Raw genomic sequence first — 25,490 nt, forward strand, 5'->3', positions numbered from 1 at the left:
CTCAGCGGGTATTCCATTCGTGCACGGTCAGCTCGGAAGCGTGCATCGTCACCAGCGGATCGGTAGCGACGATGGCCTGCGCCTGTTCCAGGCTCTCGACGTTGCACAGCACATAGGCACCACCGCTGCCATCGGCGAAACCACCGGTCAGCTGCAGCTTGCCCTGTGCCTGCAACGCATCGAGGAAATCACGGTGCGGCTGCACCGCCGCGGCGTTGAAGTCGGGGCGGCGCATCGCCAGCACCAGATACACCGTGGCCGCCATCAGGACAACGCCTGCCAGCGTGCACGCAGTTCATCCAGGCGCAGATCAGCGGCCGAACCCGGCGACACGCGTGCGACCAGGCTGCCTTCCGGCGTGCGTCCCTGCCCTGCGCTGTCGGCGCCCGCCGCGGCGGCCTTGTAGGCCTCGCGGAACGGCACGCCGGCCACGGCCGCTTCCACGGCCACGTCGGTGGCATACATGCCCGAATCGATCGCCGCACGCAGCCTGTCGTCGCGCCATTCCAGGTTGGCCAGCAGCGCCGGCAGCAGCTCCAGCGCGGCCAGGCCACGGCCGAAGCCGTGGAAGATGGCACCCTTGGACGACTGCAGGTCACGGTGATAGCCGGACGGCAGCGACAGCAGCTGCTCGATCTCGGTGCGTGCGGCGGCGACGCTGGCGTGGGTCGCACGCATCAGTTCGATCACGTCCGGGTTGCGCTTGTTGGGCATGATCGAGCTGCCGGTGGTGTACTGCGCCGGCAATGCCACGAAACCAAATTCGGCGCTGGTGAACAGCGACAGGTCCCACGCGATGCGGCGCAGGTCCAGCGTGGCGCCTCCCAGCGCTTCCAGCGCGGCCAGCTCGAACTTGCCGCGCGACAGCTGCGCGTAGATCGGCGAGACCTGCATGCGCGCGAAGCCCAGCGCCGCCGTGGTGTGCTCGCGGTCCAGCGGCAGGTTCACACCGTAACCGGCGGCGGTGCCAAGCGGATTGGCATCCACCAGCGCATGCGTGTCGCGGGCGCGGATGGCGTTGTCGATGAAGGCCTCGGCCCAGCCGGCCCACCACATGCCGGCCGAGGAGACCACGGCGCGCTGGATGTGGGTATAGCCAGGAATCGGCAGGTCCTTCTCGGCCTGCGCACGGTCCAGCGCGACCTTGGCCACGTCGGCGCTGAGCTGGGCCACGCGCAGCAGCTTCTCCTTCAGCCACAGGCGGGTGGCGACCAGGATCTGGTCATTGCGGCTGCGGCCGGTGTGGATCTTGCGGCCGGCATCGCCGAGGCGTTCGGTCAAACGCGCTTCGATCGCCGAGTGACCGTCTTCGTACTGCGTGTCCAGCACGAAGCGGCCTTCACGGAAATCCTGCGCCAGCACGTCGAGCTCGCGCAGCAGGCCGGCCAGCTCGTCGGCGCTGAGGATGCCGATGTGCTGCAGGCCCTGTGCATGCGCGGCGCTGGCGGCGATGTCATGCAGGAAGAACTCGCGGTCGAGGATCACGTCGTCGCCGGCGAGGAAGGTCTGGATCTGGGCGTCGACAGCGACGCCGGGCTTCTGCCAAAGAAGGTCTGCCATGGGGGCTCCGGAATGCGTGTTCAGTGCGGGATCGACGTCAGTTCGTCGATGCCCAGCGCGAGGTTGAGGTTCTGCATGGCCTGGGTGGCCGCGCCCTTGAGCAGGTTGTCCAGGGTCGCCACCACCACCACCCGCTTGCCGCCCGGGGCCAGGGTGAAGCCGCCGACCTGGGCACCGTGGCGGCCGGCAATGCGGCTGACCCACGGCGCTTCATCCACCACCTCGATCAGCGGTTCGCCGGCATAGGCCTGCTGGAAGCGCTCGACGATCTGCTCGCGGGTCTGCACGCGGTTCAGCCACAGGTTGGCGGTGAGCGTGATGCCACGGAAATGCGGCGCGACGTGCGGCATGAACTCGACCGCCACGCCCAGCTGCACCGACACCTCGCGCTCGTGCACGTGGTTGGTCAGCGCATACGGCATCAGGTTGTCGGCCAGCAGTTCGACGTTGTTCTTGTCCGACGGCGTGGTGCCGGCACCGGAGTAGCCTGACACACCGAAGCACTGCGGCGGGCCGGCCAGCAGGTCCAGCAGCGGATGCACCGCCAGCTGCATCGCCGTGGCATAGCAGCCCGGGTTGCTGATGTGCTTCTGGCCGTTGTAACGGCCGCGGGTCAGCTCCGGCAGGCCGTAGTACCAGCTGTTGTCGAAACGGTAGTCGGCCGACAGGTCGACGATGACAGTGTCCGGCTTCACCGCTTCCAGTGCCGCCACGAATGGAGCGGCCAGGCCGTTGGGCAGGGCCAGGATCACCGCGTCCACGCCCTTGGCGGCCACCGCGTCGGCGTCCAGGTTCTCGTATTGCAGCTCACCCTGGAATTCCGGGTGATGGTCGGACAGGCGCTGCCCGGCACGCTCGCGCGAGGAGACGAAGGCCAGTTTCAGGCGCGGATGCGCGGCCACCAGCTTGATCAGCTCGGCGCCGGTATGGCCACGGGCCCCGACGATGCCCAGGGTGAAAGTCGAATCGTTCATGCGTGACTGTCCAGGCGGTACTGCAGGTGGCGCTTCACGCCCTGCCATTCCGCATCGATGATGGAGAAGATGACGGTGTCGCGCGGCGTGCCGTCGGCGTGCCGCTTGTGGTTGCGCAGCACGCCATCCTGCTTGGCGCCGAGGCGGGCGATGGCGGTGCGCGAGGTGAAGTTGAACCAGCTGGTTTCCAGCACCAGGCTGATGCAGCCCATGGTTTCGAAGGCGTGCTGCAGCAGCAACAGCTTGGTTTCGGTGTTGACGCCGGTACGCTGCACGCGCGGTGCATACCAGGTGTAGCCCAGGCTGAGCTTGGGCACGCCGGCATCCAGGTCGTAGAAGCGGGTGGTACCCACGATGTCACCCGCCGCATCAAGGATCACGAACGGCAACACCTTGCCTTCCGCCTGCGCCTGCAGCGCGGCCTGCACATAGTGTTCGACCCGCTCCGGCGAAGGCACCTGGGTGTACCAGAGCTGGTCCAGGCCGCTGCCCTCCACGGCGGCGCGCAGGCCAGGCACATGCTCGGGCTGCAGCGGCTGCAGTGTCACGTGTTGGCCGCGCAGAGTGGGAATCGTAGTCCAGTGATCGGAATGGTCCATCATTCAGTCCTGCAGGCTCGGTGCGCGCTGGGCGCAATGGTCGACATAGGTGCTGATCCGGTCGATGCCATCGGCACCGAACCAGAACACTTTCCAGTGGTCCTGCTTGTAGCAGCCGTCGGATTCAGCGTAATAGAAGTGGTTGATCGGGTTGCCGTGGCGCGAACGCCAGAACAGCTGCGGTGTTTCCTCCAGCATCACGTTCCAGACCGCGCGGCCCAGGCCCTCGCCCTGCGCATCGTCGAGCACGGCGAACTTGTCCAGGTACACGCCCTCCGCCTCGTCGGTGAGGATCACCGCGGTGCGGTAGTTCTCGCTGACATAGGCACGCAGCAGCTTCGTCTTTTCGAAGTACTTCGGCACCAGGGTGCGGCCGAAGCTGGATTCGATCAGGCCCTTCAGGCGCGGCAGGTCCAGCTCGCTCCAGGCAGTGGCGCGCAGCACCTTTTCGCCCTTGCGCACCAGCGTGCCCGAGCCCTTGTGGGTGAACAGTTCCTTGGCCAGGTCGGCCGGGCGCGTGATCGACACCGACGACTCCAGCGGCAGGCGGTCGAGCAGATCCTTGATCTGTTCAATCTTCACCTTCATGCCGCCGTGGATCCACGGCTGCGCGATCAGGTGGTCGTACTCGGTGGACAGGTTGATCGAATCGATCACGTTGCCCTGCTCGTCCAGCAGGCCGCCGGTGCCGGTCAGGAAGATGATCTTGTACGGTTGCAGCTCCTGTACGAGCTCGTTGGCGGCGAAGTCGGCGTTGACGTTGAGGATCTGGCCGCCCGCGGTTTCGCCCAGGCTGGTGATGACCGGGATCGACCCGGCACGCAGGCTGGCCTCGATCGGTGCCAGGTTGACCTTCTTCACCTCGCCGACCAGGCCGTAGGTGTCCACGTCCAGGTACTCGGCCTCGAACACGCCGCCGGTGATCGAGGTGGCGCGCGCGCCGTTCTGCTGCAGCGCCTCGACCAGGCGCAGGTTGGACTGCTGGAACACCCGGCGCACGATCGCCAGCGCTTCCGGCGAAGTCACGCGCAGGCCGTTGACGGTCTGCTTCTCGATGCCGGCGGCGGACAGTTCGGCATCCAGCTGCGGGCCGGCGCCGTGCAGCACGATCGGGGTCAGCCCGACTTCCTGCAGGAACGACAGCGAGGAGGTCAGCGCGTCGAGGTCGTCGCGCAGCACCGCGCCGCCAACCTTGACCACGGCGAAACGCTTGGCGTCCAGCTGCGAGAAGCGCTTGAGGTACTGGCTGATCTCCTTCGCGCTGGCCATGCTGGAAAGCAGGCGCACGATGGTCTGGCGGGTCTGGCGGTGGGGCTGGAGGGCAGGAGACATTTCGGTTTCGTCACAGGCGGCGGTCGCCGCGTTGCAGTTCCACCCGGCAGGGCCGGGCGGCGTTGTGGGGTCGATCAGGCGCCGGCGGCGATGATGCGATGCACGGCGTCGGTGTAGCGCTGCAGCTGCTCCAGCGTCACGAACTCATCGGCGGTGTGGGCCTGGGCGATGTCGCCCGGACCGAACACCAGCGTGGTGTAGCCACCGGCCGAGAACAACGAAGCCTCGGTCCAGAAATCCACCGCGTTGCCGATCGGCAGCTCCAGCGCATCGGCCACATCGCGCGCCAGCAGGCGGCGGTTCTCGGCCTCGGCGATGTCACCGGCCGGCAGGCTGGGGCCACGGAAGGTTTCAGTGAACAATGCGGCTTCCGGCTCGGCGAAACCGGCGAAGGTTGCCAGCAACCCGTCGATGTCCATCGACGGCAGCGGCCGGAACCCGAAGCGCACCTCGGCAGCCGGCGCGATCATGTTGGCCTTGATCCCGCCTTCGACGCGGCCGATGTTGAAACGCAGGCCGGTCAGTCCGCCAAAGCGGGCCGAGGCCAGCGATTCCACATGGTCCAGCGCGCGGTTGCCCCAGCGCATGGCCTGGTGCAGCGCACTGGCGGCCGCATCCTGCTTGCCGGACGCATGGCCGGCGCGGCCGGCGAACTGCATCAGCACCGAACTGATGCCACGATGCGCCAGCACCGCTTCGCTCATGGTCGGCTCGGCCACCAGCACCGCTTCATACGGCAGGCCACGCGCCAGGAACGCGGCGATGCAGCGCGGATCGTTGGCTTCCTCGTCGCTGGAGAACAGGAAGGCGGCATCGCCATCGCTGGCGTTGGCCGCCGCCACCAGTGCAGCGGCGGCGCCCTTGATGTCACACACGCCCAGGCCGACCACGCGGTCGTCCAGGCGCCGCATCACGTGCGGGTCGGCACTCCAGTGCGGCGAATCCGGCACGGTGTCCAGATGCACGTTGAACAGGTACTTCGGCGTGCCGCGCACGGCGTACAGGCTGACCGCACCGGCGCCATGGTCGATCACCTCGACGTTGAAGCCGGGCAGGTTCGCGCGCAGGTAATCGAAGATGCCACCGGTGGTGATCGCACGCGGCGGGTTGCGGGTGTCGAAGGACACCAGCGCCTGCAGATGCGAGATCGTCTGTTCAAGCATGAATCAAAGATCCTGTGGAATTCCGCCGGGCATGGCCCGGCGCTACCGTAATGCGTCTGGTGGAGAGCCCCCTTCTTGTTGAAGGGGGCGCGCCGAAGGCGCAGGGTTAAGGTGAAATGCGCGGGCTCGTGCTCAAGTCAACCACGGTTGACTTGAGCAAAGAGCGTCGAGCTCATGCCGAACAGCTTGATGAAGCCCTCAGCCTCCTCCACGCCCCAGTCGGCCGACTGCGCGTAGGTGGCGCCCTTGGCGTTGAGCAGGTGCGGCGACTTCACCGCCACTGCATCGACGCGGCCGCCGCGGGTTTCCAGCACCACTTCACCATTGACCTTGGCCTGCGAGGACTTCAGGAATGCCTCGATGTCGGTCTTCAGCGGGTCGTGGTAGAAGCCTTCGTACACCAGCTCCACCCACTTGCGTGCGACGTCCGGCTTGAAGCGGTTCTGCTGCTTGGTCAGCACGGCATCTTCCAGCGCGCGGTGCGCGGCCAGCAGCGAGACCAGGCCCGGGGCCTCGAACACGATGCGGCCCTTCAGGCCGATCACGGTGTCGCCGGTGTAGACGCCGCGGCCAACGCCGTACGGGGCGAACAGCTTGTTGAGCTGGGCCAGGATCTGGTCGCCCGGCAGCGCCTTGCCGTCCAGTTCGACGGCTTCGCCTTCAACGAACTTCAGGGTCACGGTCAGCGCCTGTTCCGGCCATTCGCTGCGCGGCGAGCACCAGCCACGCGCGCCTTCACCCGGGGCTTCCCAACGGTCGATCTCGCCGCCGGACATGGTCACACCCAGCAGGTTCTCGTTGATGGTGTAGGCCTGCTGCTTGGCGCGCACGCCAAAGCCGCGCTCTTCCAGGTACTTCTGCTCGTAGGCGCGGGTCTGGGTGTGTTCCTTCTGGATCTCGCGGATCGGCGCGATGATCTGGTAGTCGCCCAGTGCCTTCACGGCCAGGTCGAAGCGGACCTGATCGTTGCCCATGCCGGTGCAGCCATGGGCAATGATGTTGGTGCCCAGCTCGGCAGCACGCTTCAGCGCGGCATCGACGATCAGGTAGCGATCCGAGACCAGCAGCGGGTACTGGCCCTGGTAGCCCTCACCGGCCCACACGAACGGCTTGACGAAGCCTTCCCAGATGGCCGGGCCACCGTTGACGGTGACGTGACTGGTCACGCCCAGCTCGGCGGCGCGCTTCTCGATGAAATCACGCTCTTCATCATCCACGCCGCCGGTGTCGGCGAACACGGTGTGCACGTTGTAGCCGCGCTCCTGCAGGTACGGCACGCAGAAGCTGGTATCCAGGCCGCCGGAGAAGGCGAGAACGACGTCTTTGTTGCTCATGGGGATCAGGTCCACTTGGGGGATGGGAATTCGGTAGAGCCGACCGCTGGTCGGCTGAAATGTTGGATGCGCCGCTGCGGGAGCAGCCGACCAACGGTCGGCTCTACCCCTTGTTTGATTCAGCGCCCGGCAACCGCGGCCATGATCGCCTTCTGCACGTGCAGGCGGTTCTCGGCTTCGTTGATGGCGATGCACTGCGGCGAATCCATCACCGCATCGGTGGCCTTCACGTTGCGGCGCAGCGGCAGGCAGTGGCTGAACACACCGTTGTTGGTCAGCGCCATCTTCCGTTCGTCGACGATGAAGTGCTTGAACTGGTCGCGGATCGGCTTTTCCGGTTCCCAGTTGCCGAAGAACGGCAGCGCGCCCCAGCTCTTGGCGTAGACCACGTCGGCGCCGGCGTAGGCGCTGTCGATGTCATGGCTGATCTTCAGCGAGCCACCGCTCTCGGCCACGTTCTGCTCGGCCCAGCCCATGTAGCGGTCGTCGAGGATGTAGTCGGCGGTCGGGCACAGCAGGGTCACGTCCATGCCCATGCGGGTGGCGATGGTCAGCGCCGAATTGGCAACGGCGGTGTTCAGCGGCTTGGGGTGGTAGGTCCAGGTCAGCACGTACTTCTTGCCGCGCAGGTCCTGGGTGCCGAAGTGCTCCTGCAGGGCCATGATGTGGGCCAGCTCCTGGCACGGATGGGTGATGGTCTCCATGTTGATGACCGGCACCGGCGAGTACTTGGCGAAGCTGTTGAGGACGATGTCCTGGCGGTCGTAGGCCCAGTCGATGAACTTGGGGAACGCGCGCACGGCGATGATGTCGCAGTAACGGCCCAGCACCTTGGCCACTTCAGCGATGTGCTCTTCGGTATCGCCGTCCATCACCGTGCCGAGGTTGAACTCGATCGGCCACGCATCCTTGCCCGGCTGCAGCACCACCGCGTGGGCGCCGAGCTGGAACGCGCCCAGTTCGAAGCTGGTGCGGGTGCGCATGGACGGGTTGAAGAACACCAGCGCGATCGACTTGCCCTTGAGCTGGTCGCCGAGCTTGTTGCGCTTGAACAGCGCGGCCTGGGTCAGCAGCGCGTCGAGATCGCTGCGGCTCCAGTCCTGGGTGTTCAGGAAGTGCTTGGGGGACATCATCTTTCCTTGCGTGGCGGCGCCGGGTTCGACGCAGTGGAAGGGAAAAGCAGGAACCAAAGGTGGAGCGAAAAGGTTGCAGTTGCAGCTTTCAGAACGCAGAAACGAAAAAACCCAGCCGGCGGGCTGGGTTTTTTTCGGACGAACAGCAAAAAGCTCCGGTTACCCAGCGAGGATGTGGGGTTCCGGTCGACGCGCACGCGAGGTCATGCCAGACGCCTGTCGGGCTGCGCTGCTGTCGTGCTGGAAGTCGGTGAGCTTCATGGTCAAATATCTTTGCATGCGCCCGGGGCCGGCGCAAGGGGCCGGGGTCGCAGAATCAGGGATTGCTGGCAGTACCCTGCTCGGGGCCGACCCAGGGAGTGATCGACACCCGGATCTTGAGCCGGTTGCCGGGGTCTTCCGGCAGCCGCGAGCGGTACTTGGTGCCCTTGTAGACGTAATCCACGTCGTAGGCGATGGGCCGGCGGAATTCACGCCCCACCGGCACAATGCGGCAGTCGCGGGTCAGCATCGGGCCCGTGTTGGCCGGCGCCGGGGCCGGCGTCTCGGCTCCGGTCTCCTCAACGGCTTCCTCGTCGCTGCGCTTGAACATCGAGCGCACCGAGTCCCAGAAGCGGCTGATCCGGCCCTTGTCCTCGACCGGCTCCTCGCCCGTCACGTTGACCGGGGCCAGGGTCCGGGTCGACACCGGCTCGCAGTGCTCTTCGGTGCGGGTCGCACGCAGGGTCTGGAACACCGGCTCGACGTTCAGGACCTGGGCATAGTCGAACTTCACGTTCTCCACGATCACCACCCGGTTGCGGGGCTCGGCCTCCTGCGCCAGCACCACGGCGGGCAGCGCCGACAGGCAGGCCAGGGTCAGCAACGCGGTGGATTTCATTGGCGACGGGAGCAAGGACACGGCAATAGTGTAGGCAGTGGCGAGCGCAAGGGGCTGAACATTACCCGTCCACGCCGCTCCTGCCCACCCCACCCTGGGTGACCCCGGCGTCCACCGGTGGCAACGGGTGCCCCCAAAGGGGGCCGACACGTTCTAAAATCACAGGCTTGTCCCCCAGCCACAGCCCCATGACCCTGCGCCTGCACAACAACCTGACTCGCCAGCTCGAACCGTTCACCCCGCTCGATCCGGCCTGTCCGACCCTGTATGTGTGCGGCCCGACGGTCTACAACTACGTGCACATCGGCAACGCCCGTGGCCCGGTGGTGTTCGGGGTGCTGGCCGACCTGCTGCGACGCCGTTTCGGCGCGCTGCGCTACGCCCGCAACATCACCGACGTGGACGACAAGATCAACACCGCCGCGCGTGAGCAGGGCGTGCCGATCAGCACCATCACCAACAAGTTCGCCGCCGCCTACCGTGAAGACATGGCCGCGCTGGGCGTGGTGCCACCGGACATCGAGCCGGAAGTGACCGCGCACATTCCGCAGATCATCACCATGATCGAGCAGCTGATCGCCAGCAATCATGCTTACGCCGCCGAGGGCCACGTGCTGTTCGCGGTGGCCAGCTTCGACGGCTACGGCAAGCTCTCGCGCCGCGATCCGGACGAAATGCTGGCCGGTGCCCGCGTCGACGTCGCCCCGTACAAGCGTGACCCGGGTGATTTCGTGCTGTGGAAGCCGTCGAGTGACGACCTGCCCGGCTGGGAATCGCCGTGGGGCCGGGGCCGGCCTGGCTGGCACATCGAGTGCTCGGCGATGGCTGCCGCCCACCTGGGCGAGACCATCGACATCCACGCCGGCGGCGTCGACCTGCAGTTCCCGCACCACGAGAACGAGCTGGCGCAGAGCGAATGCGCCCATGGCGGCAAGATCTTCGCCCGTTTCTGGCTGCACAACGGCATGCTCAATTTCGGCGGCGCCAAGATGAGCAAGTCGCTGGGCAACATCGAGCGCGTGCACGATCTGGTCCGCCAACACCCGCCGGAAGCGCTGCGCCTGGCCCTGCTGTCGGCCCACTACCGGCAGCCGCTGGACTGGTCCGATGGCCTGATCGAACAGTCGGTGCGCACCTTGGACCGCCTGTACGGCACTCTGCGCGAGCTGGCATCGGTCGAGGCCACTGCAGTGATTCCGGCCACGGTCGAAGCGACCCTGGACGACGATCTCAACACCCCGCAGGCGCTGGCTGAAGTGGCCCGCATCGCCGCCGATGCGCGTCGTGCCACCGACCCGGCCGAGCAGGCGCGCCTGAAGGGTGAACTGCTCGGCGCCGGCCTGGCACTGGGCCTGCTGCAGGCCGATCCGGCGCAGTGGTTCGGCACCGCGGCCAGCGAAGACGGCGACGATGCCCGCATCCAGGGCCTGATCGATGAGCGTGCCGCTGCCAAGAAGGCGCGCGACTTCGCCCGTTCCGACGCCATCCGCGACCAGCTGGCCGCCGAAGGCATCGTGCTGGAAGACACCCCGCAGGGCGTGCGCTGGTCGCGCAAGCGCGGCTGACCCGCCCTGCCCCGTGGCCGGCACGCCGGCCACGCCCCCACCGTAGAGACTGTTGTGACCGACTCCCCGTTCCCGCTTGAACCCACCGCCGCCGAGGCCCAGACCGCCATCGCCGAGGAATTCGGCTTCTTCGGCGACTGGTCCGAGCGCTACCAGTACCTGATCGACCTTGGCCGCAAGCTGCCGGCCTTCCCGGAAGAGTGGAAGACCGAAGAGCATCGCCTGCTCGGCTGCCAGTCGATGGTCTGGATCGTGCCCGAAGGCAACGCGCAGTCGCTGCGCTTCCACGCCATCAGTGATTCGGCCATCGTCTCCGGACTGATCTTCCTGGCCCTGCGCGTGTACTCCGGGCGCTCGGCGCAGGAGATCCTGGCCACCGAACCGAGCTACATCCAGGACATCGGCCTGGCCCGCCACCTCTCGCCGACCCGCAGCAACGGCGTGGCGGCCATGCTGGCCTTCATCCGCGAGACCGCGCAGGCGCAGCTGCAGCGCGACCCGTCGTGAGCGAACCTGCCACAGCCGAAGACAGCGCGCTGGGCCTGCTGTCCCGGCCCGGATTCGCCAGGCTGCTGGCGTACCGCATCTTCGCGATGCTGTCCTACCAGGTGGTCGCGGTCACCGTCGGCTGGCACATCTACGAAGTCACCCGCAATCCGTTCTCGCTGGGCCTGATCGGCCTGGCCGAGGTCGTGCCGTTCTTCTGCGTGGCGCCGTTTGCCGGTTACCTGGTGGACCATCTGCCGCGCCGCCGGCTCGGCATGGTCGCCTGTTGCGGACTGGTCGCCACCGCACTGGTATTGACCAGCGTGGCCATGGGCTGGCTGCCGATCGACGGCGTGTGGCCGATCTATGCAGCCATCGCGCTGACCGGCATGGTCCGCGCCTTCCTGTCGCCGATCTACAACGCCCTGTTCGCCCGCGTACTGGCCCGTGACCAGTTCGCGCGGGGCGCCGGCCTGGGCGCGGTGGTATTCCAGGCCGGCATGATCGCCGGCCCGGCACTGGGCGGTGTGCTGGTGGGTTTCGGCGGCAAGGGCCTGTCCTACGCGGTGGCCACCGTCTTCGCACTGGTGGCGATGGCCTGCCTGGCCACGCTGAAGGTGGAAGAACCGGTGCATACCGGCCCGGCCGCCCCGATCTTCAAAAGCATCGCTGAAGGCGCGCGCTTCGTGGTCGGCAACCGGATCATGGTCGGGGCGATGGCGCTGGACATGTTCTCGGTGCTGCTGGGCGGCGTGGTGGCGATGCTGCCGGCGTTCCTGCACGAGATCCTGCACCACGGGCCGGAAGGCCTGGGCATCCTGCGCGCAATGCCGGCGCTGGGCTCGGTCTGCGTGGGCCTGTGGCTGGCCCGCCACCCGCTGCACCGCAATGCCGGCCGCGTGCTGCTGTTCGCGGTGGCCGGGTTCGGCCTGTGCGTGATCAGCTTCGGGCTGTCGCAGCACTTCTGGCTGTCGGCGCTGATCCTGCTGTTCTACGGGGCCTTCGATGGCGTCTCGGTGGTGATCCGCTCGACCATCCTGCAGCTGGCCACGCCTGAGGAAATGCGCGGCCGGGTGTCGTCGATCAACGGCATCTTCATCAGTTCGTCCAACGAACTGGGCGCGTTCTATGCCGGCACGATGGCGAAGCTGCTCGGCTTGGTGCCGGCAGTAGTGCTGGGTGGGTTCGCGGTGCTGAGCGTGGCCGGGATCACCGCGTGGAAGAACCCGACGTTGCGGAAACTGAATCTGCGTGATCTGCAGTGACCCCGCGGAGAGCGCGTTCGGCGGCGCCGGGCGTTTGACTGGCCACGTCACTTTCCCTCGATGAATGGGTTTGTCACTTTCTTTGCGCGCGCAAAGAAAGTAACCAAAGAAACGCGCCGCCATCCGCGAGCCGGCGCTGCGCGCCGGTGCCCTGTGCTCCTCGGTGAATCAGGGGGCGGCGCCGAACTCGCTGCGCTCAAACAGCGGCGCCTCTTCGCCCCTGATTCCCCTGCGGTGCTCGGCTCGCTACAAGGCGGACCCAACAGCCGCGAGCGCACGCATGACCGCCCTTGGTAGAGCCAAGCCATGCTTGGCTGCTTTTGCTTTTGCTCTTCCTTGCCCTCTGGCTTCGGCCTGAGCCGAGCATGGGCTCGGCTTTACAGCAACCGCGCACGCAGGAAACCGTCGAGAGCCTGCGGGTGGGTCCGATACCCGGAAGGCGCCGTTCTACCCAGCCAACCACCTCCCAACAAAAAACCCGGCCGAGGCCGGGTTTTTCGCATGACATCACAACGATCGGGAATCAGTCGCCCTGCTGCTTCTGCAGGTGCTCCCAACGCTCCTGGGCGTCGATGGTGCGCTCAGCGGTCAGGCGCGCTTCCAGGCGCTCCAGGCCGATTTCTTCGCCGGTGTCGACGCAGTAACCGTAGTCGCCGGCTTCCAGGCGCTTCAGGGTGCTGTCGATCTTGCCGATCAGCTTGCGGTAGCGGTCGCGGGTACGCAGTTCCAGCGAATTCTCGGTCTCGCGGGTCGCGCGCTCGGCTTCGTCGCCGATGTCACGCACTTCCTCGCGCAGGTTCTCGATGGTCTGCTTGGACTCTTCCACCAGGTCCGCGCGCCAGTTCTGCAGGCGCTGGCGGAAGTATTCCTGCTGCAGCGGGCTCATGTATTCCTCTTCCGAGGACGGCTTGTAGCCAGCCGGCAGGATCGGGCGGCCAGTGGCCTCGTCGGTCTTGTACTCGACCACCTTGTACTTGCTGCGCGGGGCCGGTGCCGCCGAACGGGCGGCGACGGCCACGGCAACCTTGCCGACAGGGCGCGACACGGTCTTCGGGGCGGAATCGGATTTCACGGCGGTTTTGGCAGGCGATTTCGAAACGGGCACGGGATTCTTGGATTGCGGGGCCTTCGAGGCGGCAGGAGCGGCGGCCGGGGCCGGCTTGGAGGCCGGTTGGGCTGCTGCCACTGCCACGGTCTTGGCCGGGACAGGCTTGGCCGGAGCCGGCTTGGCAGCAGGCTTCGGTGCGGACTTCACTACTGGGGCCGGGGTCGGCTTTACGGCCGGCGCGGCAACATTCTTGGCAACCTTCTTTACAGCGGCAGGCGTGGCGACCGGCTTGGCCGCAGCGACCTTCTTTGCCGCCGGTTTTGCGACCGGCTTGGCTGCAGCCTTCTTCACCACCGCCTTCGGCGCTGGCTTGGCTGCTGCCTTCTTCGCTACCGGCTTGGCGGCGGCCTTTTTCACCGGCGCAGCCTTGCTGGCAGCCTTCTTCACCACCGGCGCCTTCTTGCTGGCGGCGGCTGGCTTGGCCTTGGCGGGCGCAGCGGCCTTCTTCGCTACCGGCTTGGTCGCCTTGACCGGCGTTTTCTTTGCGGTGGCCTTCCTGGCCGCCGGTTGCGAGGACGCTGCCTTGGTCGCCGGCTTGCTGGCCGGCTTCCTGGCAACGGGCTTTGCCGCCAACTTCTTCACAACAGGCTTGGCGGTTTTCTTGGCGGCCGTTGCGGCCTTCTTTGCAGTTTTTTTAGCAGCCACGAAACGCTCTTCCTTGGATTCCCCGGGGCCCGGGAAAGCGGGCCTTTATAGCCTACCCGACCCGCAGCAGCAACCTCGGCACCCTGCTCCATTCAGTCCTGGAGTCAAGGCGCCCAAGGGGCAGTCCGACGAACACGGACCGCCTTGCGCGGTACGGAACCTGGCCAGCACCCGAAGGTGCTGGTACCGGTCGCAGGCCATCGGCGACATGCGACCAACGGCCCATCCTGCACAAATGCGGCCTTCATGCCAACTGGCATAAGATGACTGGGTGATCTCGCGCCTGCTCATCGCCCTGCTGCGCTTCTACAAGCGCTTCATCAGCCCCCTGCTGGGGCCACGCTGCCGTTTCGTGCCGAGCTGTTCTGAATACGCGATGGAGGCCATCTCGCGGCACGGCCCGCTGCGCGGCAGCTGGCTGGCTGCGCGCAGGCTGGGCCGCTGCCACCCGTTCCATCCCGGCGGCTTCGACCCCGTGCCCGAGTCCCCCAACGCCCCCTCTTGCCGTTGCACAGGAAAACACTGACATGTCCTCCACTCTCATCACCAACGCCCGCATGGTCAACGAAGGCCGCACCTTCGACGGCGACCTGCGCATCGAGAACGGCCGCATCGCGCAGATCGGCAGCGGGCTGGCGCCGCGCGACGGCGAGCAGGTGGTGGACGCAGCCGGGCGCTGGCTGCTGCCCGGCATGATCGACGACCAGGTGCACTTCCGCGAGCCGGGCCTGACCCACAAGGGCGACATCGCCAGCGAATCGGCCGCGGCCGTGGCCGGTGGCCTGACCAGCTTCATGGACATGCCCAACACCAACCCGCCGACGCTGGATTCGACCATCCTGGAAGCCAAGTACGAGCTCGCGCGCGGCCGCGCCTGGGCCAACTACGGCTTCTACCACGGCGCCAGCAATGACAACCTGGACGCGATCCGTGCGCTGGACCCGAAGAAGGCGCCCGGCGTGAAGGTGTTCATGGGTGCTTCGACCGGCAACATGCTGGTCGACAACCCGGAAACGCTGGACGCGATCTTCCGCGAATGCCCGACCCCGATCATCACGCACTGCGAAGACACGCCGATGATCGATGCCAACCTGAAGGCCTTCCAGGAGAAGTACGGCGACGCGCTGACCCCGGACATGCACCCGGACATCCGCTCGCGCGAGGCCTGCATCAAGTCGACCCGCCTGGCGATGTCGCTGGCGCGCAAGCACGGCACCCGCCTGCACGTGCTGCACATTTCCACAGCCGACGAACTGGCGCTGTTCGAGAAGGGCCCGCTGATCCGCGCCGACGGCAGCCGCAAGCAGATCACCGCCGAAACCTGCGTGCACTTCCTGCACTTCGCGCGCCCGGACTATGCGACCAAGGGCAACCTGATCAAGTGCAACCCAGCGATCAAGGAAGTGTCCGACCGCGAGGCGATCACCGCCGCGCTGGCCGATGACGTGCTGGACGTGCTGGCCACCGACCACGCACCGCACACCTGGGAAGAGAAACAGAAGCCCTACGCGCAGGCGCCGTCGGGCCTGCCGCTGGTGCAGTACGCGCTGGTGGCCGCGCTGGAGCGCGTGCACGAAGGCAAGCTGACCCGCGAGCAGGTGGTGCAGAAGTTCGCCCACGCCCCGGCGCAGCTGTTCGACGTGGAAGAGCGCGGCTTCCTGCGCGAGGGTTACTTCGCCGATCTGGTCCTGGTCGAGGACGTGCCGTTCACGGTCAAGCGCGAGGATGTGCTGTCCAAGTGCGGCTGGTCGCCGTTCGAAGGCACCACCTTCCGTTCGCGCATCGCCTCCACCTGGGTCAACGGCCAGCAGGTGTGGGACGGCAGCAAGCTGGTGGGCGAACCCGCCGGCCAGCGCATGACCTACGACCGCTGATGCGCTCCGCACTTCTGATCGGGGCGCTGCTGGCCGCGCCCCTGTTTTCCTCATCCCCGGCGCAGGCGCAGGATGGCATCGGCAGCCTGATCGACAGCCGCGTGGTGTTCCCGGCCAGCGCGTCGCAGGGCGCGCTGGTGATCGGCAAGGTACCCGCCGGCAGCCGCGTGCAGTACGCCGGCCGCCAGCTGCGGGTGAGCGGCTACGGCAGCGTGGTGTTCGGCATCGGCCGTGACGAGAAGGGCCCGCTGCGCGTGCAGGTGCAGCGCCCCGATGGTGGCAGCGAGACCGCGACCATTGCGGTGACGCCGCGCGACTGGCCGACCGAGCGGGTCAACGGCGTGCCGCCGAAGACGGTCAATCCGCCGTCGGCGATTGCCGAGCGGATCAAGCGCGAACAGGCGCAGGTGACCGCCGCACGCGCCCGCGATGACGACCGCACCGACTTCACCCAGACCTTCATCTGGCCGGTGCAGGGCCGCATCAGCGGCCGCTTCGGCAATGCGCGCGTGTACAACGGGCAGCCCGGCGCCGGTCATTCCGGCATGGATATCGCGGTGCCGACCGGCACGCCGGTGAAAGCACCGGCTGCCGGCATCGTCACCTTCGCCGGCCCGGACCTGTACCTGACCGGCGGCACGCTGCTGCTCGACCACGGTTTCGGGGTCAGCTCCAACTTCCTGCACCTGTCGCGCATCGACGTAAAGGTCGGCGACCGAGTGGAACAGGGCCAGGTGATCGCCGCGGTCGGCGCCACCGGCCGTGCCACCGGCCCGCACCTGCACTGGGGCATGAACTGGTTCGATACCCGTATCGACCCGCTGCTGGTGCTGGAACGCAAATAACGCGCGTAATGCGCTTTGGTGGGTGCCGACCTTGGTCGGCACAATCCCTCAGAGCGTGCGGACCAAGGTCCGCACCCACCAGAAGCAGTCAGCAGGGCCGATCGATCAACCGCGCGCGGCCCACCATACGCGCAGCAGGGTGCGCACCGGCGTGGCTTCGATCGGCTTGCCTGCGGCCTGCGCTGCAACGCGCGCACGCGCCAGACTGGACCACACGCGGCGCGGGCGCGGGCCGGGCACGCGGGTGCCCCACCCCTTCAACAGATGCTGCGCCCAGCGCTGTGCGGCATTGCTGGCGTCTTCGTCCAGCAGGCTGCGCGGCACACCGGCCACGCCCGCATCCTGCAGGCGCTGGGCCAGGGTCTGCAGCTGCACCGCACGGCCGGCGCCGGTACGCGGCTTGTCGGCGAACAAGGCCGCCTCCACCGCGGCCACGGCCTCGGCGTAATTCGCCAGCGCGCGCTCGGCACCGGCCGCATCCAGCGCGACCGTGCGCGCTTCAACCAGGTCCGGAAGTGCTTCAGCCAACTGTGCCCACGGCGCACGCACCGGCTCCAGCAGGCGACCCAGCGGATGGCGCGAACGATGTGCGGCCCAGCTGCGCAGCTCCTCGCCCCACCATGCCAGCTTGGCGTCGGCCGGCAACGGGTCGCCGCTGGTGTTGAGCATGTCGTCGAATTCCTGCAGCAGCGCGAACCACGCCACTGCAAGCTCGCGTTGCGATTCGGCCACGAACGGGGCGGCCACCGACCATTCCGGCCAACGGCTGCGCCACTTGTCGAGGAAACTGTCCAGCGCGGTACTGCTCACTACGTGATTCCTTACGGCTGGGCCGGGGCTGCCGGCCGGGTCGGCCACAGACTGGCCAGTTGCAGAAGTTCGGCGTTCTCGACCAGCACGTCAGCCTGCCAGGCCAGCGGGTCGTCGCTGTGCAGGCGGTAGCCCCACAGCGCCGCCACCGACGGCATCGCCGCGGCGCGCGCAGCAATGATGTCGCGCTCGTCGTCGCCCACGTACACGCAGTCTTCGGCGGCAACGGCAATCGCCTGCGCGGCGTGCAGCAGCGGCAGCGGGTGCGGCTTGCGCTCGGCCAGGCTGTCACCGCCAACCAGTACCGCGCAGCGCTGCTGCCAGCCGTGCTGCGGCAGGATCAAGCGCGCCAGGTACTCAGGCTTGTTGGTGACGATGCCCCACACGGTGCCGGCATCATCCAGCGCGGCAAGCATGCCGGCCACGCCATCGAACAGTACCGCGTGCTGGCCGATCAACGCTTCGTAGCGCTGCAGGAACTCCGGAATCAGCGCATCGCGTGCGGCAACATCCAGTTCCGGGAAGGCGGCGCTCACCATTGCACGCGAACCCTTGGAGACCACCGGCCGCAACATTGCCGGATCGATCGGCGCGCGACCGCGCTCGGCCAGCATCGCGTCGCAGGTGGCGACGAAGTCCGGTGCGCTGTCCAGCAGCGTGCCATCCAGGTCGAACAGCACCGCGCGCGGAAAGCGGGCCGCGGTCATGCCGGCTTGACCGCGTAGGCCAGGTAGTTGATGTCGGTACGGCTGCTCAGGCGGGCATGGTTGCGCCACGGCTCGTAGGCCATGCCGCTGACATCCACCAGCTGCATGTCGGCCTCGCGCAGCCAGCGCGCCAGCTCGGCCGGCTTGATGAATTCCTGGTAGTGATGGGTGCCCTTGGGCAGCAGCCGCGCCACGTACTCGGCGCCGACAATCGCCACCGCGAAGGCGGCAGCGGTGCGGTTGATGGTCGACAGGAACAGGTGGCCGCCCGGCTTCAGCAGGCGCTTGCAGGCCTCGATGATCGCGCCCGGGTCCGGCACGTGTTCGAGCATTTCCATGCAGGTGACCACGTCGAAGCTGCCCGGCTGCTCGGCGGCCAGGTCCTCGGCGGCCTGCACCCGGTAGTCGACCTTGGCACCGCTTTCCAGCGCATGCAGGCGCGCGACCTTGACCAGTTCCGGGGCCAGGTCGATGGCGGTCACGTCGGCACCGGCCTGCGCCAGCGCTTCGCTCAACAGGCCGCCACCGCAGCCGATGTCGAGCACGCGTGCGCCGCGCAGCGGCACGCGGTCGGCCACGTACTGCAGGCGTACCGGGTTCAGCGCATGCAGCGGCTTCTGCGGGCCGTCAGCGTCCCACCAGCGGTTGGCCAGCGCGGCGAACTTGTCCAGCTCGGCCTGATCGAAATTGGAGGAAGCGTGGGGGGCAGTCATGAGGGAGTCCTTGCGGCGCCGGGGTTCAGGCGCGGATATGACGGATGCGCTCGCGCCACTGGCGCGCGTTGGCGATGATGCCCGGCAGGTCCATGCCGACCAGCTCGCGCTGCACCAGCTTCGGCTTGCCGGCGATCCAGACGTCGCTGACCTGCTGGCGGCCGGTGGCGTACACCAGCTGCGACAGTACGTTGTGCAGCGGCTGGGTTTCCAGCGCGGACAGGTCGACGCAGACCAGGTCGGCCTGCTTGCCGACTTCGATCGAGCCGATGCGGTCGCCGAAGCCCAGCGCGCGCGCGCCACCCAGCGTGGACGCACGCAACGTGGTCGCCGCGTCCAGTGCAGTGGCATCGTCGGCCACGGCCTTGGCCAGGATCGCCGCGGTGCGGTTCTCGCTGAACATGTCCAGGTCGTTGTTGCTGGCGCAGCCATCGGTACCGATCGCCAGGTTCACGCCGGCACGCTGCAGGGCGCAGGCCGGGCAGAAACCGGAGGCCAGCTTCAGGTTCGATTCCGGGCAATGCACCACGCTGACGCCACGTTCGGCGCACAGGTGGATTTCCGCATCGGTCAGCTGGGTCATGTGCACCGCGATCAGGCGGTCATTGACCAGGCCGAGCCGGTCCAGCCGCGCCAGCGGGCGCTGGCCGTGCAGCTTGATCGAATCGTTGATCTCCTGCGCGGTCTCGTGGGTATGCAGGTGCACCTGCATGTCGAGCTGGTCGGACAGCATCCGCACCCGCTCGAAGTTGGCATCGTTGACCGTGTACGGCGCATGCGGCGCGAACGCGGTGCCGATCAGCGGATCAGTGCGCCACTGGTCGTGCAGTTCACCGGCCTTGGCGAAGTACTCGTCGTCGGTCTTGGCCCAGGCGGTGGGGAAATCGATGATGACCGCGCCGACCAGCGCGCGGAAACCATGCTTCTTGTAGACCGCGGCCTGCACGTCGCCGAAGAAGTAGTTCTCGTTGGCGCAGGTGGTGCCGCCGCGCAGCATCTCGGCGATGGCCAAGGTGGTGCCGTCGGCAACGAATTCGGGGCCGATCACCGCCGCTTCCACCGGCCAGATGTGCTGCTGCAGCCAGGTCATCAGCGGCAGGTCGTCGGCAACGCCGCGCAGCAGGGTCATCGGGTTGTGCGTGTGCGCGTTGACCAGGCCCGGCATCAGCGCAGCCTCGGGGCGGCTCACCACCTGGGTGGCGCGGAACCGTGCGCGCGCCTCGGCACGCGGCAGGATGGCCACGATCTCGCTGCCACGCACGGCAACGGCATGGTCTTCCAGCACCACCGCGTGCGGCTCGATCGGAACGACGTAACCGGCTTCGATGAGCAGGTCGCAGGCTTCGGGGAGGTGCGGGCTATCGCTCATGCGGGCTCACTGGCTGGGGGGCGGCGAGATACTTCTGGGGGACACGCCCCTGAGTCAGGGGCTGCCGCGAAGCGGCGGGGTCTGGGGACCCGTGAAGCGGGGCCCATGATCTGCCGAAGCAGATCATGGGAGCGCCAGCGCGAATGCGATGGCGCGTACCCGGCCAGCGGCCGGCACTACCGTAATCCGGCTGCGCCGGATTACTTGACGCGTGCGGAGTATTCGCCCGAACGGGTGTCGACGCGGATCACTTCTTCCTGGTTGACGAACAGCGGCACCCGGACCACGGCGCCGGTTTCCAGGGTGGCCGGCTTGCCGCCGCCGCCCGAGGTGTCGCCACGGACGCCCGGATCGGTTTCGGTGATCTTCAGTTCGACGAAGTTCGGCGGCTGCACGAAGATCGGCTCACCGTTCCACAGGGTGACCACGCAGGACTCTTCGCCCTTCAGCCACTTTTCGGCGCCGCCCATGCCGGCCTTGGTGGCCTGGACCTGCTCGAAGGACTCCGGGTCCATGAAGTGCCAGTACTCGCCGTCGCTGTACATGAAGTTCATGTCGGTATCGACGACGTCGGCTGCATCCAGCGAGTCGGTCGACTTCATGGTGACTTCCTGGGTACGGCCGTCCTTGATCAGGCGGTACTTCACGCGGGTGAAGGCCTGGCCCTTGCCCGGCTTGACGTATTCGGTGTCGATGATGACGGCCGGTTGGTTGTTGACCAGGATCTTCATCCCGTTCTTGACGTCGTTCATGCCGTAGCTGGCCATGCGTAAACTCCTGAGTGGCAAAAACGCCGCGGGTGCGGCGAGCCGTTAGAATGGAAAGCCCACCGGATGCCGGTGGGCGACTGTTTTTCTGCCCCCATGATAACCGCAGGCCCCCTCTCCATGCAGCTTTCCGCCTTCCCCCGGCCCCAGTCGCCAGGCGCGCCCGCGCGCTGGCAGCAGCTCTGGCGCCAGGCGCTGCGCGACCCGCACGCCCTGCTGGCCCGGCTGCAGCTGGACCCGGCCGCGCTGGGCGTCTCGGAGACGGCTATCGCCCAGTTCGCGCTGCGCGTGCCCGAGGGCTTCGTGGCGCGCATGCGCGTGGGCGATGCGGCCGACCCGCTGCTGCGTCAGGTGCTGCCGATCGACGAGGAAATGCGCCCGGCACCCGGGTTCAGCTTCGATGCGGTGGGCGATGGCGCCGCCAGGAAGGCCACCGGGGTCATCCAGAAATACCGCGGTCGCGCCCTGCTGGTCGCCACCGGCAGCTGCGCGATCAACTGCCGCTACTGTTTCCGCCGCCACTTCGACTATGGCGCGGAAAACGCCGCCAAGGGCGGCTGGCAGGAGGCCGTAGCCGCCATCGCGGCCGATCCGGACATCGACGAGGTGATCCTGTCCGGCGGCGACCCGCTGTCGCTGGCCACCCACAAGCTGGTCGAGCTGACCGATGCCCTGCGCGCGATCCCGCATGTCCGCCGACTGCGCATCCATACCCGCCTGCCAATCGTGCTGCCGGAGCGCGTGGACGATGAACTGGTCTCCTGGCTGGACAGCCTGCCCTGGCCGCTGGCGATCGTGGTCCACGCAAATCACGCCAACGAATTCGACGCCAGCGTGGACGCAGCGATGGCTCGCCTGCGCGGCATCGGCGCCCAGCTACTGAACCAGGCCGTCCTGCTGCGCGGGGTCAACGACAGCGTGCAGGCCCTGCAGGACCTGAGCGAGCGCAGCTTCGCCGCCGGCGTGCTGCCCTACTACCTGCACCAGCTGGACCGGGTCGAGGGCGTGGCCCACTTCGAAGTGGAAGATAGCCAGGCCAAGGCACTGATTGCTGGCCTGACCGCACGCCTGTCCGGCTACCTGATCCCCAAGCTGGTGCGCGAACTGCCCGGCGACCCGAGCAAGCGCCCGGTGTAACGCGGCGCCGTGGTAGATCCACGCCATGCGTGGATGCTTCGGCTAGGAAAGCCCATCCACGCATGGCGTGGATCTACTGGACTTCCCATCCACGCATGGCGTGGATCTACTGGACTTCCCATCCACGCATGGCGTGATCTACAGTCAGACGCCCGATTCGATCATCCGCACCACTTCGGTGGCGGTCACCGGATGGCTCAGCCAGTAGCCCTGGCCGAGGTCGCAACCACGCTGGGCCAGCAGCTCGAACTGTGCCTGCTGCTCGATGCCTTCGGCCACCACCGTGATGCCCAGCGCGTGGGCCATGGCGATGATCGCCGTGGTCAGTGCCAGATCATCGGGATCGCGCTGCATGTCGGCCACGAAGCTCTTGTCGATCTTCACCCCGTCCACCGGCACCTGGCGCAGGTGGCTGAGACCGGAGAAGCCGGTGCCGAAATCGTCCAGCCAGACCTTCACGCCGGTGCGGTGCAGCTTGTCCAGCAGCTGCGCGGCGACCATCTCGTCGCCGATCACCGCGGTTTCGGTCAGTTCCAGGTGCAGGCGCGAGGCCGGCAGCCCGGACTCGTGCAGGCACTGCGCAACCAGCGCCGGCAGCTCGCCGCCGCGCAGCTGCCGCGGCGATACGTTCACCGACACGAACAGATCGTCGCCGCCCGCACCCCGTGGCCACTGCGAGGCTTCCATGCAGGCCGCACGCAGCACCTTCGGGCCGATGATCTCGATCAGCCCACTCTGCTCGGCCACTTCGATGAATACCGACGGCGGAATCGTGCCCAGGGTCGGGTGCTGCCAGCGCAGCAGCACTTCGACGCCGACCATGCGGCGGTCGCGCATGCGGAAGATCGGCTGGTAGGCCAGGCGCAGCTCGCCGCGCTCCCACGCCCCGCGCAGCTCCTGCTCCATGTGCACGCGGCGCTCGACCGCATGGTCCATCGCCCGGCTGTAGTAGCGATAGCAGTTCTTGCCGGCCATCTTCGCCTGGTACATGGCGATGTCGCCGTTCTTCAGCAGCGTGGTCGCATCGGCGGCATCGTCCGGGAACAGGGTCACGCCGATCGAGGTCCCGAGGAACAGTTCCCTGCCCTGCACCACCAGCGGCTTGCCCAGTTCGCGCACCAGCACCTCGGCCAGCAGCCGCGCATTCGCGGCCACGTCGCCATCACCGACCAGGATCACGAACTCGTCGCCGCCGAATCGGGCCAGCAGCGCCTCATCGCCGCCCGCCTCGGTAACCGCGCGCCCGATGCGCTGCGCGAACTGCAACAGCGCCTCGTCACCGGCCTCATGACCGAGGGTGTCGTTGACGCGCTTGAAATCGTCGATATCGGCGAACAGCAGGCCCAGCCGATGATTGGATGCGCGCGCCGCCATCAGGCGATGGTCCAGCGCTTCCCGGAACGCCAGCCGGTTGGTCAACCCGGTCAGCGCATCGGTATAGGCCATGCGCCGTACCTCGCGGTCATGGCGGGCGATGGAATCGCGCATGCGGGCGAAGCCGCGCACCAGCTCGCCGACCTCGTCGTCACGGGTGTTCTCGGCCAGCGGCGCCTGGTAGTCACCGGCCTCGATGCGGCGCGCCGCGGCGGCCAGGTCACGGATCGGCGCCACCAGGGTGCGCTGCACGTACAGGATCACCACCACGCCGATCACCACCAGCAGGCCCAGCATCAGCAGCAGCCAGCCCAGGTGGCGGCTGCCGACCTGCTGCAGGCGCTCGCCGAGCGTAGCATTGGCGGCCTGTTCGCGCTGCTGCACCTCGTCCAGCGCCATGCCGACGCGGACGCCGCCGATGCGCTGGTTGCCGACCATGATCGGCATGGTGTTATCGAGCACCTTGGGCGATTCCTGCACCACCAGCGCCTGCGCCACGGCGGCCTTGGGCGCCAACGGATCGGCCATCGGCTGGCCGAAACCGGACACCTCGATCGAGCCGTCATGCACCAGCCGGCCACGTTCGTCGAACACCAGTACATAGCGCACGACCGGCTGCCGTGCGGTGCTGCGCACCAGCGCACCAACCTGGTCCAGGTCGCGGTAGTACAACGGGTTGGCCAGCGCGTCGGACAGCTCGCGCGCCATCGCTTCGCCGCGGCTGCGCACGCTGCGGTCGAACAGTTCATGGATGACGCCACCACTGAGGTTGCGCACTTCGCCCTGCATTGCCGCCTGACGCCCCAGCAACACCGCCAGGATCGCCACCACTACGACCATCGCCCCGCCCATCGCGAGCAGGAACCGGGCCTGCATTCCCGAGCCGAGCCACTTCATTCCACTTCCATCCGCACGCGCGTCAATCCTTGTTTCAATTCATCCAGCCGCTGCTGCGCATGCGCATCGACGCGGTGGAAACCGGAAGTGCCGAAAAACCGATGCAACGCCCCCTGCGCCTGCGGGTCACTGGCCGCCTGCAGCAGGACTTCCTGCAGCCGGTCACGCACCCGCGGGTCGAGGTCGGCGCGCACCATCTCCACCGCCCGCGGGTAGGGCTCGGTGCGCAGCAGCTCGCGGAAGTCGCGCCGGAATGCCGCCGGCACCCGTCGCTCGTCGTTCCAGTCCACGCTGCTCACCGCCCCCACCTCGACCACGCCCTTGTGCACGAACGTAGCGATGTTCAACTCGCTGCGCGCGAACACATACCCCACGCTGTCCCGGCCCGGCATGTCCCACGTACCCGCCAGGATCTGCGGCGACAACCCTTCCTGCAGCAGCGTCATCACCGGCACCAGGTAGGCACTGGTGGACGCCGTGTTCTGCAGGGCCAGGCGATGCCCGCGCAGGTCCTGGATCCGCTGGATTGGACTGTCGCGGCGCACGAAGAACACGGTCTGGTACTCGCGCACGCCGTTGCGCTCGGTCAGCAGCAGCGGCCGCGCGCCACTGCGCTGGCCCAGCGCCACCGCCGTGCCCGACGTTTCCGTGACCCAGTCGACCCGCCCCCGCCGCAGATAGCTGGCCATCTGCTGCGGGTCGCGCGCCATCAGGATCCGCCCCTCCTTGATGCCGACGTCATGCATGCGTGCCACCACATAGTCCAGCAACGGCTGCAGCTGCTCGTAATGGGCCTTGGGATCATCGCTGATCCGGCCCAGCACCAGCACCGGGTCCGGTGCTGCATGCACCGTCCCGGCCAGCAGGATCATGACCAGGCTCAGCAGTCCCCTCTGCACTGCCCTTCGCAGACCCGACACAGGCTTCATCCCCCCTGGGTATCCAGACAGACT

At 67.4% G+C, this 25,490-nt stretch carries 24 protein-coding genes; 7 read left to right on the plus strand and 17 right to left on the minus strand.

Going from position 1 to position 25,490, the window contains the following annotated elements; translation table 11 throughout:
- Position 1 precedes the first annotated feature (1 nt).
- From ACUZUJ_RS15075 to ACUZUJ_RS15115, 9 genes are all read right to left on the minus strand, one after another.
- Positions 2-265 (minus strand): YciI family protein, encoded by a 264-nt coding sequence (locus tag ACUZUJ_RS15075; protein ID WP_049442783.1) that lies wholly within the window; start codon positions 263-265, stop codon positions 2-4.
- Positions 265-1,560, minus strand: a complete 1,296-nt coding sequence (argH, locus tag ACUZUJ_RS15080) for an argininosuccinate lyase (RefSeq protein ID WP_049442782.1) — start codon at positions 1,558-1,560, stop codon at positions 265-267. The genes ACUZUJ_RS15075 and argH overlap by 1 nt, the downstream gene beginning before the upstream one ends.
- Positions 1,561-1,580: 20 nt before the next feature.
- Positions 1,581-2,534 carry an N-acetyl-gamma-glutamyl-phosphate reductase gene (gene argC, locus ACUZUJ_RS15085; protein ID WP_049442781.1) on the minus strand — a complete coding sequence of 318 codons (954 nt, stop codon included), beginning with the start codon at positions 2,532-2,534 and terminating at the stop codon, positions 1,581-1,583.
- A complete protein-coding gene (locus ACUZUJ_RS15090; protein WP_049442822.1) occupies positions 2,531-3,133 on the minus strand; it encodes a GNAT family N-acetyltransferase in 603 nt (200 codons plus the stop codon). The genes argC and ACUZUJ_RS15090 overlap by 4 nt, the downstream gene beginning before the upstream one ends.
- A gap of 3 nt (positions 3,134-3,136) precedes the next feature.
- Positions 3,137-4,465: an acetylglutamate kinase gene (locus tag ACUZUJ_RS15095; RefSeq protein ID WP_049442780.1), complete on the minus strand. Its 1,329-nt coding sequence runs from the start codon at positions 4,463-4,465 to the stop codon at positions 3,137-3,139.
- Positions 4,466-4,539: 74 nt separating this feature from the next.
- Complete coding sequence (locus tag ACUZUJ_RS15100; protein WP_049442779.1) at positions 4,540-5,628, minus strand: acetylornithine deacetylase; 1,089 nt, start codon at positions 5,626-5,628, stop codon at positions 4,540-4,542.
- 137 nt (positions 5,629-5,765) lie between these two features.
- The gene (locus tag ACUZUJ_RS15105) at positions 5,766-6,962 is read right to left on the minus strand and encodes an argininosuccinate synthase (protein WP_049442778.1); all 1,197 of its coding nucleotides are present in this window, start codon (positions 6,960-6,962) and stop codon (positions 5,766-5,768) included.
- A 119-nt stretch (positions 6,963-7,081) separates the two neighbouring features.
- Positions 7,082-8,092, minus strand: a complete 1,011-nt coding sequence (locus ACUZUJ_RS15110; protein ID WP_014037861.1) for an N-acetylornithine carbamoyltransferase — start codon at positions 8,090-8,092, stop codon at positions 7,082-7,084.
- Positions 8,093-8,411: 319 nt separating this feature from the next.
- Positions 8,412-8,975 (minus strand): glycine zipper 2TM domain-containing protein, encoded by a 564-nt coding sequence (locus ACUZUJ_RS15115; protein WP_049442777.1) that lies wholly within the window; start codon positions 8,973-8,975, stop codon positions 8,412-8,414.
- A gap of 188 nt (positions 8,976-9,163) precedes the next feature.
- Here ACUZUJ_RS15115 and cysS point away from each other — a divergent pair, with 188 nt between their 5' ends.
- From cysS to ACUZUJ_RS15130, 3 genes are read left to right on the plus strand one after another with little or no spacing between them, the layout of a single operon-like run.
- Complete coding sequence (cysS, locus tag ACUZUJ_RS15120) at positions 9,164-10,540, plus strand: cysteine--tRNA ligase (RefSeq protein ID WP_049442776.1); 1,377 nt, start codon at positions 9,164-9,166, stop codon at positions 10,538-10,540.
- A gap of 54 nt (positions 10,541-10,594) precedes the next feature.
- Positions 10,595-11,047 (plus strand): SufE family protein, encoded by a 453-nt coding sequence (locus ACUZUJ_RS15125; RefSeq protein WP_010486631.1) that lies wholly within the window; start codon positions 10,595-10,597, stop codon positions 11,045-11,047.
- The gene (locus tag ACUZUJ_RS15130; RefSeq protein WP_101765814.1) at positions 11,044-12,291 is read left to right on the plus strand and encodes an MFS transporter; all 1,248 of its coding nucleotides are present in this window, start codon (positions 11,044-11,046) and stop codon (positions 12,289-12,291) included. The genes ACUZUJ_RS15125 and ACUZUJ_RS15130 overlap by 4 nt, the downstream gene beginning before the upstream one ends.
- Positions 12,292-12,814: 523 nt before the next feature.
- Here the strand turns inward: ACUZUJ_RS15130 and dksA are convergent.
- Positions 12,815-14,044, minus strand: a complete 1,230-nt coding sequence (dksA, locus tag ACUZUJ_RS15135) for an RNA polymerase-binding protein DksA (RefSeq protein ID WP_049442774.1) — start codon at positions 14,042-14,044, stop codon at positions 12,815-12,817.
- Positions 14,045-14,315: 271 nt separating this feature from the next.
- Between dksA and yidD the strand changes: the two genes are divergently transcribed.
- Genes yidD through ACUZUJ_RS15150 form a run of 3 tightly spaced genes read left to right on the plus strand, consistent with a single transcriptional unit; the run spans position 14,316 to position 16,763 of the window.
- Entirely contained in the window at positions 14,316-14,570 is a 255-nt protein-coding gene (yidD, locus tag ACUZUJ_RS15140) for a membrane protein insertion efficiency factor YidD (protein ID WP_005414016.1), read from the plus strand.
- A gap of 1 nt (position 14,571) precedes the next feature.
- The gene (locus ACUZUJ_RS15145) at positions 14,572-15,918 is read left to right on the plus strand and encodes a dihydroorotase (RefSeq protein ID WP_049442773.1); all 1,347 of its coding nucleotides are present in this window, start codon (positions 14,572-14,574) and stop codon (positions 15,916-15,918) included.
- Positions 15,918-16,763 (plus strand): M23 family metallopeptidase, encoded by an 846-nt coding sequence (locus tag ACUZUJ_RS15150; RefSeq protein WP_182474387.1) that lies wholly within the window; start codon positions 15,918-15,920, stop codon positions 16,761-16,763. Before ACUZUJ_RS15145 ends, ACUZUJ_RS15150 begins: the two co-directional genes overlap by 1 nt.
- Before the next feature lie 105 nt (positions 16,764-16,868).
- Here the strand turns inward: ACUZUJ_RS15150 and ACUZUJ_RS15155 are convergent, their stop codons facing one another.
- The 5 genes from ACUZUJ_RS15155 to efp form a co-directional block, all read right to left on the minus strand.
- A complete protein-coding gene (locus ACUZUJ_RS15155; protein WP_093999890.1) occupies positions 16,869-17,573 on the minus strand; it encodes an isoprenoid biosynthesis enzyme family protein in 705 nt (234 codons plus the stop codon).
- Positions 17,574-17,584: 11 nt separating this feature from the next.
- A complete protein-coding gene (locus ACUZUJ_RS15160; RefSeq protein ID WP_014037871.1) occupies positions 17,585-18,280 on the minus strand; it encodes a phosphoglycolate phosphatase in 696 nt (231 codons plus the stop codon).
- Positions 18,277-18,993 carry a bifunctional 2-polyprenyl-6-hydroxyphenol methylase/3-demethylubiquinol 3-O-methyltransferase UbiG gene (gene ubiG, locus ACUZUJ_RS15165; protein ID WP_014037872.1) on the minus strand — a complete coding sequence of 239 codons (717 nt, stop codon included), beginning with the start codon at positions 18,991-18,993 and terminating at the stop codon, positions 18,277-18,279. Before ubiG ends, ACUZUJ_RS15160 begins: the two co-directional genes overlap by 4 nt.
- A 25-nt stretch (positions 18,994-19,018) precedes the next feature.
- Positions 19,019-20,362: a TRZ/ATZ family hydrolase gene (locus tag ACUZUJ_RS15170; RefSeq protein WP_014037873.1), complete on the minus strand. Its 1,344-nt coding sequence runs from the start codon at positions 20,360-20,362 to the stop codon at positions 19,019-19,021.
- 200 nt (positions 20,363-20,562) lie between these two features.
- A complete protein-coding gene (efp, locus tag ACUZUJ_RS15175; protein ID WP_014037874.1) occupies positions 20,563-21,129 on the minus strand; it encodes an elongation factor P in 567 nt (188 codons plus the stop codon).
- A gap of 120 nt (positions 21,130-21,249) precedes the next feature.
- On the opposite strand from efp, the gene epmB reads away from it, so the two are divergent.
- Positions 21,250-22,266, plus strand: coding sequence for an EF-P beta-lysylation protein EpmB (gene epmB / locus ACUZUJ_RS15180; protein WP_182474388.1), 1,017 nt, complete (start codon positions 21,250-21,252; stop codon positions 22,264-22,266).
- 144 nt (positions 22,267-22,410) lie between these two features.
- On the opposite strand, the gene ACUZUJ_RS15185 is transcribed toward epmB, so the two are convergent.
- Together ACUZUJ_RS15185 and ACUZUJ_RS15190 are read right to left on the minus strand one after the other, a co-directional pair.
- The gene (locus tag ACUZUJ_RS15185; RefSeq protein ID WP_014037876.1) at positions 22,411-24,537 is read right to left on the minus strand and encodes a putative bifunctional diguanylate cyclase/phosphodiesterase; all 2,127 of its coding nucleotides are present in this window, start codon (positions 24,535-24,537) and stop codon (positions 22,411-22,413) included.
- Entirely contained in the window at positions 24,534-25,409 is an 876-nt protein-coding gene (locus tag ACUZUJ_RS15190) for a phosphate/phosphite/phosphonate ABC transporter substrate-binding protein (protein WP_424143769.1), read from the minus strand. The genes ACUZUJ_RS15185 and ACUZUJ_RS15190 overlap by 4 nt, the downstream gene beginning before the upstream one ends.
- Positions 25,410-25,490 lie beyond the last annotated feature (81 nt).

It is taken from the genome of Stenotrophomonas sp. S4, from assembly GCF_054187805.2.

Coding starts and splice junctions, on each gene's coding strand:
- ACUZUJ_RS15095 (WP_049442780.1), bottom strand. CDS start 4,465: ATGTCTCCTGCCCTCCAGCCCCACCGCCAGACCCGCCAGACCATCGTG.
- ubiG (WP_014037872.1), bottom strand. CDS start 18,993: ATGACTGCCCCCCACGCTTCCTCCAATTTCGATCAGGCCGAGCTGGAC.
- efp (WP_014037874.1), bottom strand. CDS start 21,129: ATGGCCAGCTACGGCATGAACGACGTCAAGAACGGGATGAAGATCCTG.
- argC (WP_049442781.1), bottom strand. CDS start 2,534: ATGAACGATTCGACTTTCACCCTGGGCATCGTCGGGGCCCGTGGCCAT.
- ACUZUJ_RS15185 (WP_014037876.1), bottom strand. CDS start 24,537: ATGAAGTGGCTCGGCTCGGGAATGCAGGCCCGGTTCCTGCTCGCGATG.
- argH (WP_049442782.1), bottom strand. CDS start 1,560: ATGGCAGACCTTCTTTGGCAGAAGCCCGGCGTCGCTGTCGACGCCCAG.
- ACUZUJ_RS15145 (WP_049442773.1), top strand. CDS start 14,572: ATGTCCTCCACTCTCATCACCAACGCCCGCATGGTCAACGAAGGCCGC.
- ACUZUJ_RS15170 (WP_014037873.1), bottom strand. CDS start 20,362: ATGAGCGATAGCCCGCACCTCCCCGAAGCCTGCGACCTGCTCATCGAA.
- ACUZUJ_RS15190 (WP_424143769.1), bottom strand. CDS start 25,409: ATGATCCTGCTGGCCGGGACGGTGCATGCAGCACCGGACCCGGTGCTG.
- ACUZUJ_RS15100 (WP_049442779.1), bottom strand. CDS start 5,628: ATGCTTGAACAGACGATCTCGCATCTGCAGGCGCTGGTGTCCTTCGAC.
- ACUZUJ_RS15090 (WP_049442822.1), bottom strand. CDS start 3,133: ATGGACCATTCCGATCACTGGACTACGATTCCCACTCTGCGCGGCCAA.
- cysS (WP_049442776.1), top strand. CDS start 9,164: ATGACCCTGCGCCTGCACAACAACCTGACTCGCCAGCTCGAACCGTTC.
- ACUZUJ_RS15110 (WP_014037861.1), bottom strand. CDS start 8,092: ATGTCCCCCAAGCACTTCCTGAACACCCAGGACTGGAGCCGCAGCGAT.
- ACUZUJ_RS15075 (WP_049442783.1), bottom strand. CDS start 265: ATGGCGGCCACGGTGTATCTGGTGCTGGCGATGCGCCGCCCCGACTTC.
- ACUZUJ_RS15115 (WP_049442777.1), bottom strand. CDS start 8,975: ATGAAATCCACCGCGTTGCTGACCCTGGCCTGCCTGTCGGCGCTGCCC.
- ACUZUJ_RS15160 (WP_014037871.1), bottom strand. CDS start 18,280: ATGACCGCGGCCCGCTTTCCGCGCGCGGTGCTGTTCGACCTGGATGGC.
- epmB (WP_182474388.1), top strand. CDS start 21,250: ATGCAGCTTTCCGCCTTCCCCCGGCCCCAGTCGCCAGGCGCGCCCGCG.
- ACUZUJ_RS15150 (WP_182474387.1), top strand. CDS start 15,918: ATGCGCTCCGCACTTCTGATCGGGGCGCTGCTGGCCGCGCCCCTGTTT.
- ACUZUJ_RS15105 (WP_049442778.1), bottom strand. CDS start 6,962: ATGAGCAACAAAGACGTCGTTCTCGCCTTCTCCGGCGGCCTGGATACC.